This is a genomic window from Eubacterium segne, assembly GCF_014287775.1.
In the GTDB taxonomy this organism is placed as follows: Bacteria; Bacillota; Clostridia; order Lachnospirales; family Lachnospiraceae; genus Eubacterium_G; species Eubacterium_G segne.
Genome location: NZ_JACOOZ010000003.1, coordinates 187669 through 199606, shown reverse-complemented (window position 1 = coordinate 199606; position 11938 = coordinate 187669). Strand labels below are relative to the sequence as shown.

At 33.7% G+C, this 11938-nt stretch carries 12 protein-coding genes and 1 tRNA gene; 10 read left to right on the top strand and 3 right to left on the bottom strand.

The window, feature by feature from the left end; translation table 11 throughout:
- The first annotated feature begins 7 nt into the window (after positions 1 to 7).
- The 3 genes from H8S00_RS05620 (at position 8) to H8S00_RS05610 (ending at position 2404) form a co-directional block, all read left to right on the top strand.
- Positions 8 to 409 (top strand): hypothetical protein, encoded by a 402-nt coding sequence (locus H8S00_RS05620; protein WP_021952899.1) that lies wholly within the window; start codon positions 8 to 10, stop codon positions 407 to 409.
- Complete coding sequence (locus H8S00_RS05615; protein WP_186840237.1) at positions 399 to 1478, top strand: DNA/RNA non-specific endonuclease; 1080 nt, start codon at positions 399 to 401, stop codon at positions 1476 to 1478. Before H8S00_RS05620 ends, H8S00_RS05615 begins: the two co-directional genes overlap by 11 nt.
- 188 nt (positions 1479 to 1666) lie before the next feature.
- Positions 1667 to 2404, top strand: coding sequence for a hypothetical protein (locus tag H8S00_RS05610; protein ID WP_186840236.1), 738 nt, complete (start codon positions 1667 to 1669; stop codon positions 2402 to 2404).
- A 63-nt stretch (positions 2405 to 2467) separates the two neighbouring features.
- Here H8S00_RS05610 and argH read toward each other — a convergent pair whose 3' ends face one another.
- Positions 2468 to 3841: an argininosuccinate lyase gene (argH, locus tag H8S00_RS05605; protein ID WP_186840235.1), complete on the bottom strand. Its 1374-nt coding sequence runs from the start codon at positions 3839 to 3841 to the stop codon at positions 2468 to 2470.
- Positions 3842 to 4008: 167 nt separating this feature from the next.
- On the opposite strand from argH, the gene H8S00_RS05600 reads away from it, so the two are divergent.
- Entirely contained in the window at positions 4009 to 4962 is a 954-nt protein-coding gene (locus H8S00_RS05600; RefSeq protein WP_186840234.1) for a tRNA dihydrouridine synthase, read from the top strand.
- 50 nt (positions 4963 to 5012) lie between these two features.
- Here H8S00_RS05600 and htpG read toward each other — a convergent pair whose 3' ends face one another.
- Together htpG and H8S00_RS05590 are read right to left on the bottom strand one after the other, a co-directional pair.
- A complete protein-coding gene (gene htpG, locus H8S00_RS05595) occupies positions 5013 to 7001 on the bottom strand; it encodes a molecular chaperone HtpG (RefSeq protein WP_021952906.1) in 1989 nt (662 codons plus the stop codon).
- Positions 7002 to 7168: 167 nt separating this feature from the next.
- Positions 7169 to 7660, bottom strand: a complete 492-nt coding sequence (locus H8S00_RS05590; RefSeq protein ID WP_021952907.1) for a DUF5721 family protein — start codon at positions 7658 to 7660, stop codon at positions 7169 to 7171.
- 140 nt (positions 7661 to 7800) lie between these two features.
- Here H8S00_RS05590 and H8S00_RS05585 point away from each other — a divergent pair.
- From H8S00_RS05585 to H8S00_RS05560, 6 genes are all read left to right on the top strand, one after another.
- Positions 7801 to 7873, top strand: a tRNA-Thr gene (locus H8S00_RS05585).
- A 30-nt stretch (positions 7874 to 7903) separates the two neighbouring features.
- Positions 7904 to 8428 carry a hypothetical protein gene (locus tag H8S00_RS05580; protein WP_186840233.1) on the top strand — a complete coding sequence of 175 codons (525 nt, stop codon included), beginning with the start codon at positions 7904 to 7906 and terminating at the stop codon, positions 8426 to 8428.
- A complete protein-coding gene (locus tag H8S00_RS05575; RefSeq protein WP_186840232.1) occupies positions 8418 to 8855 on the top strand; it encodes a hypothetical protein in 438 nt (145 codons plus the stop codon). The genes H8S00_RS05580 and H8S00_RS05575 overlap by 11 nt, the downstream gene beginning before the upstream one ends.
- A gap of 41 nt (positions 8856 to 8896) precedes the next feature.
- Positions 8897 to 9991: an aspartate-semialdehyde dehydrogenase gene (asd, locus tag H8S00_RS05570; RefSeq protein WP_186840231.1), complete on the top strand. Its 1095-nt coding sequence runs from the start codon at positions 8897 to 8899 to the stop codon at positions 9989 to 9991.
- A gap of 154 nt (positions 9992 to 10145) precedes the next feature.
- Complete coding sequence (locus H8S00_RS05565) at positions 10146 to 11108, top strand: C39 family peptidase (protein WP_021952911.1); 963 nt, start codon at positions 10146 to 10148, stop codon at positions 11106 to 11108.
- Between the two features lie 137 nt (positions 11109 to 11245).
- Entirely contained in the window at positions 11246 to 11938 is a 693-nt protein-coding gene (locus H8S00_RS05560) for an iron-sulfur cluster assembly scaffold protein (RefSeq protein WP_021952912.1), read from the top strand.

Here is an 11938-nt window from a genome sequence, read left to right as displayed (position 1 = left end):
ACTTGCTATGGTTTTAATTGTATGTTTGGATTTAAATAACGGTATGTATTTTAATAACAGAAGACAAAGCCGGGATAGAGAAGTAATTAAGGATATAGCCTTTATTACCAAAAACAATAATTTAATAATGACTGAATATTCACATAAATTATTTGAAAATGAATGTGAAAACATAGTTATAACTGATGATTTTGAAGGGCAATATTTGGAAAATGACTTTTGTTTTGTGGAAAATGAAGATGTTCAGTTAGAAAATATAAAGAAAATAATTGTTTACAGATGGGACAAAGTATATCCGTCAGATTATTGCCTCAATTTAGAAGGCTACCATTTAACGTCTACTTTGGAATTTAAGGGATATTCCCATGAAAAAATAGTTAAAGAGGTGTATTTGAGAAATGAAGAATAAATTTAAAGGTTTACTGGTATATTTAACACTTATTGCTTTATTTTTTTCAGGATGTAGTCAGGATATATCCACTTACTCAGACAATACAGAGGTAACTCAGGCAGTTACTAAGAGCAACAGTGCCACTAAAAGTGATTCTAAGAAGCCAAAGAAAAAAAGTGGCAAAAACACATCGTCGAAAAAGAATAAAAGTAGTAAAAGGACAACTAAGAGCAGCAAATCGTCATTTAGCTATAAAAATGTTCCGAAATATAAAAACAAACCATATGTTGCAATTAACAATAACGAGCCATTTTTTAAAAAGAATGAATTAAAGGGAAAGTCCTTTGAAAAGTATTCAAAGCTTGATTATCTGGGAAGATGTGGAGTGGCTGAGGCATCTATTGGAACAGACTTAATGCCTAGTGAAAAGAGAGGTTCCATAAGTCAGGTAAAGCCCACAGGCTGGCATTCGGTTAGATATAATTTTGTTGACGGAAAATCTCTGTACAACCGCTGTCATTTAATCGGATACCAGTTATCAGGAGAAAATGCCAACGAGAGAAACCTTATTACGGGAACCAGATATTTAAATGTTGATGGTATGCTTCCTTTTGAAAATATGGTGGCAGATTATGTAAAAGAAACCAAAAATCACGTAATGTATAGGGTTACTCCTGTGTTTGTTGGAAATGAACTGGTGGCAAGAGGTGTCTTAATGGAAGGATATTCTGTCGAGGATGATGGAGACGGAATATGTTTTAACGTATTTTGCTATAATGCTCAGCCAAATGTAAAAATAAACTATGCCACAGGGGAAAGCAGTGGCTCAGGGAAAATTAAGACAGCACAAAATGGAAGCAGTAAAAATAACACTTCAAAAGGTGGAACATCAAAAAATCAAACCTCTAATGAAAATCAGGATGATTCAAAGTATGATTATATTTTAAACATGAATACACATAAGTTCCATTTGCCGGGATGTAGAGGTGTTAAGCAAATGAGTGAGGCAAATAAAGGCAAATATAAAGGCTCTAGAGAAGAAGTGATAGAACAGGGGTATGAACCGTGTAAAATATGTAACCCTTAGAATGACTTAGACTATAGATATGATGTAGAAACAGGTGTTACCTTGCTACCTTGCGTTAAGGTAATGCCTGTTTTAGTATGAAATATTTGATAATGTTACAAGAAAGATACAATTTTGAAATATAATTTTTTGTATTAATATAGGTTAACATTGCCTTTTTAAGGCTTGATTGATCCATGGAGGGAGTTATGGAAATATTAACTTTTCTTTTTTGGAGGTTGTTTATACTTAAAGCAACGGCATCCATTTTGGGAGGCTTGTATTTATGCATAAAGGGGAACAAAATTTCAACAGTAACAATACAAAAAATGTTTTCAAGTTATTGTGGAGTAATATTTGGTTCATTGATTATGTTTTTACTTAACCCAAATGCCATTCTTATGATTTTAGGTTGTGTAATAGGTTATTTCATATTTTCTCTGACTGATAAAATTTTTAAAAATAATGGAATGTTTCTGGTATCGTTTGTGTGTGTTATGGAATGGGCATATATTATACCCACAAGTATCATTTTTCATAATGCTGAAAGATTAAAAAACAGCATACACATAATATCAGATAAAGACAGAAGTTATGTTGAAAAATATTTTATGGGAGATAATTATGCAATTTGGGACAAATGTTTTTTCATGGCAGTTTTGATTGGTCTAATAGCTGCTGTTGTCATGGCACTGGTTGTAAAAAACAGGAAAATATTAAATTTTATGATGTTATTAATAGGTGCAGTTCAACTTTTTGGAAGCATTTTCTCGGTTTCAAATTACTTTGACAGAAGGGTAACTGATTGGGAAGTAGTATACATTCCATATATGAACATCCACTTTGAAAACAATGGGATTTATCTGGGATGGTCAATCATTATGACTGCCATAATATTTTATTGGATTCAGAAAAAGGTGGACAAATCAAACAATAGTATAGATTAAAAATATACATACTAAAAATCTCCTGTTACAGGATAGCCTGACAGGAGATTTTTGTGTACGGATTTATTTGTTTAAATATTCTTTATATACCTTAATTACCTTTTTCATTGCATCAGGTCCCGGAGCACCGATGGTTATTCGTTTGTTTACGCATGTTTCTAAGCTGATAGCATTGTATATATCATCTTCAAAAACAGGGCTGATTGCCTTATATTCGTCTAAAGTCATATCGTCTAAGGCAATTTTCTTTTCTTCACAGAAAAGAACTAACTGACCTACAATTCCGTGGGCATCTCTAAAAGGAACACCATGATTTACAAGGTAGTCAGCAGCATCTGTGGCATTAGTAAATCCATGTTTGGTGCTGGCTTCCATAATATCTTTATTGAAAGTCATTGTGTCAATCATTCCTGTAAATAAAACAATACAGCCCTTTACAGTGTCAATGGCATCAAAGGTAAGCTCCTTATCTTCCTGCATATCCTTATTATAGGCAAGAGGAAGTCCCTTCATTGTTGTAAGAATAGAAGTAAGGGCACCATATACACGTCCTGTTTTGCCACGAATAAGCTCCGCAATATCAGGATTTTTCTTCTGTGGCATAATACTTGAACCTGTGCTATAGGAATCGTCAATGTTTACAAATCTGTATTCATTGGAGTTCCAAATGCAGATTTCCTCACAGAAGCGGCTTAAATGCATCATAATAGTAGACAATGCACTGAGAAGCTCAATGATGTAGTCCCTGTCTGATACTGAATCCATACTGTTTAAAGTCGGTCCGTCAAAATCAAGTAACTGCGCAGTATATTCTCTGTCTAACGGATAGGTAGTTCCTGCAAGGGCACCTGAACCAAGAGGACAATAATTCATTCTTTTATAAATATCATCAAGTCTGTCACGGTCACGTTTAAACATTTCAAAATATGCACCAAAATGATGGGCAAGAGTAATTGGCTGTGCCTTTTGAAGATGAGTAAATCCCGGCATATATGTTTCTGTGTTATTTTCAATAACATTTAACAGAGAAGAAAGAAGAGTCTTAAGTAATCCGTTAATTTCAACCACTTCATCTCTGGTGTATAATTTCATATCTAAGGCAACCTGGTCATTACGGCTTCTTCCTGTGTGAAGCTTTTTGCCGGCGTCGCCAATACGTTCTATTAAATTAGCTTCAACAAAGCTGTGAATATCTTCACTTTCCTTTGAAAACTGAAGAGTACCATTATCAATATCTTCCTTAATACCTTCTAATCCTTTGATAATCTGATTCATTTCATCTGTGGAAATAATATTTTGTTTACCAAGCATTTTAACATGAGCAATACTTCCACGTATATCCTGTGCATAAAATTTCTGGTCAAAAGAGAGAGATTCATTAAAGTTATGAACTAACTGATTTTCCTCTTTTGTAAAACGACCGCCCCATAATTTCATATGTATACCTCGCTATTTCGTAATTTTTAGTTTATTTAAGACCTAATAGGCCTACAACTATAAAAGTATATCATTTAAGCACTGGTTTTTCAAATGTTCTTTTGATATACTATAGCTTGCTTAAGAATCAATGAAATAATTAGAAAACTAATGAAAGGTCAGTTGAAATGAAATTTTATTTTGCACCTTTAGAGGGAGTAACGGGATTTACATATAGAAATGCTTTTGCAGATTTGTTTGGTGGAGTGGATAAATACTATGCACCCTTTATTTCTCCTTGTGTAAATGACAAATTAAAGGGAAAAGAAATAAGGGATATTTTGCCGGAAAACAATAGTGGTAAGGTAAATCTAGTTCCTCAGATTTTAACTAATCGGGCAGATTATTTTATAAAGGCTACAAAACAGATTATGGATATGGGTTATACAAAGGAAATTAATATAAATATTGGTTGCCCTTCAGGTACGGTAGTAGCCAAAAACAAAGGTTCGGGATTCCTTAGGGATACAGATGCCATGGACAGGTTTTTTGAGGAAATATTTAACTGGAGGGATTCAGACGAAAGTGGACTGGATATTTCGGTAAAAACAAGGATAGGAGTAAATGATGCTGAAGGATTTTCGGAAATTATGGAGGTTTATAACCAATATCCAATTAGTGAACTTACCATACATCCCAGAACTAGAAAGCAAATGTATAGGGATACGCCGGATATGAAGGCTTTTGATTATGCTGTCAAGGTGAGCAGGAATCCTTTGTGCTATAATGGGGACATTAGAACAGTTATGGATTATGAAAATTTTGCAAAAAAGTACAATGTAGAGGCGGTAATGATTGGCAGAGGACTGATTGCAAATCCACAGTTGGTAAATGAAATTAAGGGACAAGAAAAGCTTACTAAAGAAATGTTAAAACAGTACCATGACAGGCTGTACCGGGATTTTGAAAAAATAATGAAAGCTGATAAACACCTTTTATTCAAAATGAAGGAATTTTGGAATTATGTATCATGGAATTTTGAAGATGAAAATAAGTGTGCCAAGTTGGTTAGAAAATGCCAGAATTTGTACAAATACAACCTGGCAGTAGAAGAAATATTTGGAACAATGGAACTTAAATAAAAAGAAAAAACTCCGATTACACAAGAAAAGGTAACCGGAGTTTCTTTGAATTATTTAGTTAAAATTTCAAGAATTTTATTGCTTCGTTCAATGAAGGCTGTCATGCTTTCAGGATTAAGTGGTGTATGGCTTATTAATGCTAAATCATAAAGCTGTTTGCAAATAAGCTCTGTGTTTTCACCTTCCGGATTGTCCAAAATATACTTAACAAGATTGTTAGAAGCATTAAGGGTAAGAGTTTCACCGGCTCCACCAAACATTGAAGGATCCATATTAGACATACCATACATTTTCATCATATCCTGCATACGGCGTGTCTCTTCAGAAACGGTAATCATAGAAGATACCTTTTCATCCTTTAATTTCTGAACCTTTATATCAATTTCCCTTCCCAACGCTTTCTTGAAGGTTTCGCTTAACTTTTCTTTTAATGATTTTTCTTCATCTTCACTTAATTCTTCCGTGAATGAATCGTTTAATTCATCATCAATACGTTTAAATTTAACCCCTTCATTCTTTGATTCAAGCTGTGTAATAAATGGCTGGTCAATGCTGTCCTTTAAAATAACTGCATCGATGCCCTGAGCCTTAAACATATTTACATACTGGCTCTGCTGAACAGGGTCGTTTGTATAGAAAATAGTGTTTTCATGATTTTCCTTATTTTCTTCAAGGCATTCCTTAAATGTAAGATATTTATTATCTAAGTTCTTGAAAAGAACATAGTCAGACATCTTTTCGCAGAATTTCTCGTCTTTTAAGCAGCCGTATTTAATGAAGGGACTAATGTCATCCCAGTATTTCTCATAATTTTCCTTATCGGTTTTACACATACCGGATAATTTATCAGCAACTTTCTTAGTAATGTAGTCTGAAATCTTTTTAACGAAACCATCATTTTGCAAAGCAGAACGTGAAACGTTAAGTGGAAGATCAGGACAATCAATAACACCCTTTAAAAGCATTAAAAATTCAGGAATCACCTCTTTAATATTATCGGCGATAAATACCTGATTGTTGTAAAGTTTAATAGTGCCTTCTATGGATTCGTATTCCATGTTAATCTTAGGGAAGTATAAAATACCTTTCAAATTAAATGGATAATCCATATTTAAATGAATCCAGAATAAAGGTTCCTTATAATCCATGAAAACCTTATGATAAAATGCACGATATTCTTCATCACTACATTCATTTGGATGTTTTGTCCAAAGAGGAGTAGTGTCACTGATACTTACCGGACGCTTCAAAACCTTAACTTTTTTCTTTTCAGGTTCAACCTCTACAGTCTCCTTAGTACCGTCTTCCTTTTCTTTTTCTTCAGTTTTAGCCGGCTCTACAATATGTTCAATAACAGTATCTTTTTCTGTTAATTCTGATTCGTCAATTGTTTCATATTCAGGCTCTGCAGTTTCGTCAGATAAGAATATTTCCACAGGCATAAATGAGCAATATTTATCCAAAACTTCACGGGCTCTGTACATGTTGGCAAATTCTACACTGTCTTCATTTAAGTAAAGAGTAATCTTTGTGCCACGGGTTGTTTTGTCAGATTCACTCATGTTAAATTCGGTTCCGTCTTCACAATCCCACAATACAGCCTTAGCATCCTTCTTGTAAGATAATGTATCAATTGTAACTCTGTCGGCAACCATAAAAGCAGAGTAGAAGCCTAAACCAAAATGTCCTATAATCTGGTCATCAGATGTTTTGTCCTTGTACTGTTCAAGGAAAGCTTCAGCACCTGAAAAGGCAATCTGGTTAATATATTCATCAACTTCATCCTCCGTCATACCGATACCGTTATCAATAAAAGTGATGGTTTTTTCATTAGGATTTACAATAACCTGAACCTTAAGCTCTTCGTCATCAGCGATTTCTGTTTCACCCATCATATCCAATTTCTTTAATTTGGTAATCGCATCACATCCGTTTGATACTAATTCTCTGAAAAAAATGTCATGGTCAGAGTACAGCCATTTCTTAATAATAGGAAATATGTTTTCGCTATTAATAGATAAACTTCCTGTTTTTGCCATTATTAATCACTCCTTATATAAAAATATTTTATTTCAAATCTAAAAAGAGAAGTAATCCTTCTCAATAAAGTCAATTTTAACGCACAAAAATAAAAAGTCAATACAAAATTAGCACTCGCTTCAAACGAGTGCTAAAAGTTTACTATTTGTTAACATTTTAGAAAAAATTAGTTTTCATCACAGGAAAAATAATTGTTAAAAAAGGTAAGAACCATTTTATCCCAATAATGATCTAATGTTTTATCCATGGTGAAAACATTAATGGAAGTGCCTGTTATAACTTCTAATGTATTATTTTCATATAAAATATGTATGTACAGTCCGCCTATTTGGTGTAAATCCATATCCATACCGGAGGCGTCTAGAATTTTGCCATGATATTCCTTGGCAAGAGAAAATACCAGCTTCATTTTAGTTGGAACTTTTTTACCTTTTATGATTTCAAAGCATATATGTTTAATATCCTTCCAATATACAAAGTCATTTATTTTTGCTTCAAGTTCATTAGAATCATAAAAAGCCGCATTTATCCGTCCGTTAAGGGAGAACGAATTAGAAGTATCAATTTGTCCTTCGCATAATAAATAATTATCAAAAGTCTCCTTAACTAAAAGATGCTGCATAAAATTATTTATATCATTTACTTTAAAACTAATCATAAAAAAATTATAGCAGACAAAATACTTCACATCAAGAATGTTAAAGAAAAATACTTATTATAATGTGGTAAAATGTAAAGTAAATGTAATTTTAAACTTTACATTTATATTTTAACTATGTATAATATCATTGTTTAGACGCTTCTGTAGCTCAGTTGGTAGAGCAGCTCACTCGTAATGAGCAGGTCACGTGTTCGAGTCACGCCAGGAGCTTTTATTTTTTATTAATAGTGAGGCTTTTATATGTCATACAAACCTTATAAAGTACCAAAAAACAACAATATTTATTCAAGAGGAAACAGGCAGGGAAGAAACAACAGACAAAATTCCCTAAAAGATGACAGAATAAAACTTTTTGGTTTCCGTTCAGGTGTTTCATATAAGATGATACTTGCTATTTTATATTATGGTTTTATGGCGTTTTATATAATTACCGGAATCTACGGTGAAATAAAGTATTACACTTTTGAACCTATGGATGTGGTGTTGTTTGTCATAAAATATATTTTCTTTTTCATATTATTTTTTAGTCCCGCCATTTTCTTATCAGATTTTAAATATCGGGATTCAATTCCACTATTTAAAAGGAGAACGGCAGGCGCTTCCATAACAGGATTAATTATTATATGGATGTTTTGTTACTTGATGGTAAACATTAATATTTACTGTATGTCAGATACCTGGAAAAAATCGCGGGATGATTATAACAGGTATTTAATTGAACAGCGTGAAAAGACAACGCAGAGTGGAGATGTAAATGAAAAATAAGAAGATTGTAATAATTGTGTTAGCGGTTATAGTTGTAATTGCCATTGTAGCAGTTATATTTGGCATAAAAAAATCAAATAAAGATAAAGGTGACAGTAACAAGATAACCACATCAGCTGTGACAAAAGAAACCACAACATACGTGGATCAGACTGTTGAAGCTTTGTCAGAAACAGTAACAGATGCACAGGGAAATGTTGTTGTGGAAACAGCAAAGTCTGATAGTGTTACAACTGAAAAGACAGACAAAACTAAAAATGATAAAAAAAATGGCAACGTCAATGAAATGAATGATATTTTCACAGATGAAGCCATTGAAAATAAAGAAAAAAAGAAAAAAAATGAGCAGAATACTACCTCTAAAACAGAAGATGAAACTAAAAAATCTGATTCAAAAAATGGAGATGGCTGGTCTGAGCTTTATTAAGTTTGTTAAATAAAATTTAAAATATATTTTTTAGGAGAGAAATGATGAAATTAGACAAGAAATTAAAAGTAGGCGTACTTGGAGCTACAGGTATGGTAGGACAGAGATTTATCACATTGCTTGATAATCATCCATGGTTTGAAGTTACAACATTGGCTGCAAGCCCACGTTCAGCAGGAAAGACATATGAAGAAGCTGTTGGGGACAGATGGAAAATGTCAGTTCCAATGCCTGAAAGTGTAAAAAAGATGATTGTACACAATGTTAATGAAGTAGAGGCAGTTGCTTCAACAGTTGACTTCGTTTTCAGTGCTGTTGACATGACAAAGGAAGAAATCAAGAAAATTGAAGAGGATTATGCAAAAACAGAAACACCTGTTGTATCAAACAACAGTGCTCACAGATGGACTCCGGATGTACCAATGGTAGTTCCTGAAATTAATCCTGAACATTATGAAGTAATAGAATTCCAGAAGAAGAGACTTGGCACAACAAAAGGATTTGTTGCAGTTAAACCTAACTGTTCAATACAAAGTTATGCACCTGTTCTTACAGCATGGAAGAAATTTGAGCCTACAGAAGTTGTAGCAACAACATATCAGGCTATTTCAGGTGCCGGCAAAACATTTAAGGACTGGCCTGAAATGGTGGGAAACATTATTCCATACATTGGTGGTGAAGAAGAAAAATCAGAGCAGGAGCCACTTAGACTTTGGGGTAAGATTGTTGATGGAGAAATTGTTAAGGCTACATCACCGGTTATTACAACACAGTGTATCAGAGTACCTGTTTTAGACGGACATACGGCAGCTGTATTTGTTAAGTTTGCTAAAAAGCCTTCAAAGGAAGAATTAATTGAGGCTATGGTAAACTTTAGTGGAGAGCCGCAGAAGTTAGAACTTCCTAGTGCACCAAAGCAGTTTATTCAGTACTTAGAGGATGATAACAGACCGCAGGTAGCTTTAGACGTTAATTTTGAACATGGAATGGGAATTTCAGTAGGACGTTTGAGAGAAGACAGTGTATACGATTACAAGTTTGTGGGATTATCACATAATACTCTTAGAGGTGCCGCAGGAGGAGCTGTATTATCAGCAGAACTTTTAGTTGCAAAGGGATATATTACAGCAAAATAATATGTAATAATTATGAGTTATTGCTTTATTTATTAAATTTGATTTTTAAAGCAATAACTCTTTTTATGTTTAAGATTAAAAAATGCAATAGTTGATACAAAAAATATACACAGAATTACTATAACTGTTTTATCAAACTTACAGGAGATTTACAATGAAACAGTCAGATTACAGAAGAGAGCAGAAAAAACTTAGAAAAATTCAAATTGCCATAACAATAAGCGGAATAATAATCAGCATTGTATTGTTAGTGGGAATTGTTCAAAATATTGCAAAACAGAATGAAAGTCATAAGTCTAAAGAAAACGCTACTAAACAGGTTGAAACTGAAAAGAAAGAGGAGACTACAGCAGAAAAGAAAAGTAAAACAAAAAAGAAATATAAGATTAGTGCTCCAAAGGAATATACAAGAACACAAATATTAAAATTTTTAAAACAATATTCAGACAGTGACGAGAATATTAAGTATTTATATGAAAATCGTGACAATTATGATACTGATTTGCTGGAAAAAGTGGCAAATAATCCTGAAATGGCGGAATTTATAGCGAACTATTTTGATTACGAATCAGAGGGCAAGCCCAAGTTGTCAAAAAATGAAAGGGCTGCTGAAGTTCCACTACTTATCCAATGGGATAAAAGGTGGGGATATAAGACCTACGGTGATTCTAATATAGGATTGGCAGGCTGTGGACCAACCTGTGTTTCAATGGTGGTGTATAGTTTAACAAGAAATGATAAGGTAACACCGGTTACAGCGGCGAAATATAGTGAAGAAAACGGATATTATGTAGAGGGAATCGGGACAGCTTGGAAACTAATGACAACTTTTCCGGCAGAATATGGAATAAATATACATGAGGTGGGGCTATCTAAGGAACGTATTGAAAGTGAATTAGATAACGGTGGACTAATTATATGTGCAATGGGTCCCGGTGATTTTACATTAAGTGGTCATTTTATAGTTATATATGGTTATGACGATAATGGTTTCAAGATAAATGATCCAAATTGTATTACAAGAAGCAAAAAACAGTGGACATATGACAGATTGGCAACTCAAATTAAGGCTTTGTGGGGATACAAATTGGAAGAAACAAGAGAAACTCAGAAATAATAGGAAATTATTTTGATAAAAAATCATTAAAAGTATAGACTATTTTGTCATTTTATGAGAAAATATGTAGTGGTGTGGGCATTAGACAGCTTTGACCCACGATTTTATCACATATTTCGAAAGGAGTATTTATTCAAATGATTTATTCAAAAGAAGTTGAAATGATGTGTCCTGTAGCTAAGGGCGCAAAACATGAGCCGGCTCCAATTCCTGAAGAAGGAAAATGGGTTTACTCAAAAGAAATCAAAGATATTTCAGGTTTTACACATGGTGTTGGCTGGTGTGCTCCACAGCAGGGTGCTTGTAAGCTTACATTAAATGTTAAAGAAGGTATCATTGAAGAAGCATTAATCGAAACAATCGGATGTTCAGGTATGACACATTCAGCAGCTATGGCAGCTGAAGTTCTTCAGGGAAAAACAATTCTTGAAGCTTTAAATACTGACTTAGTTTGTGATGCTATCAACACAGCTATGAGAGAATTATTCTTACAGATTGTATATGGTAGAACACAGAGTGCTTTCTCAGATGACGGTCTTGTAGTAGGTGCCGGACTTGAAGATTTAGGAAAAGGTCTTCGTTCACAGGTAGGTACTATGTATGCTACAAAGGCAAAAGGTGTTAGATATCTTGAAATGGCTGAAGGCTATGTAACAGGTATCGCTCTTGATGCTGATAATGAAGTTATTGGTTACCAGTTTGTTAACTTAGGAAAGATGACAGACTTTATCAAAAAAGGTGATGATCCTACAACAGCTTGGGAAAAATCAAAAGGTCAGTACGGTCGTGTTGATGACGCTGTTAAGATTATCGACCCAAGAAAGGAATAG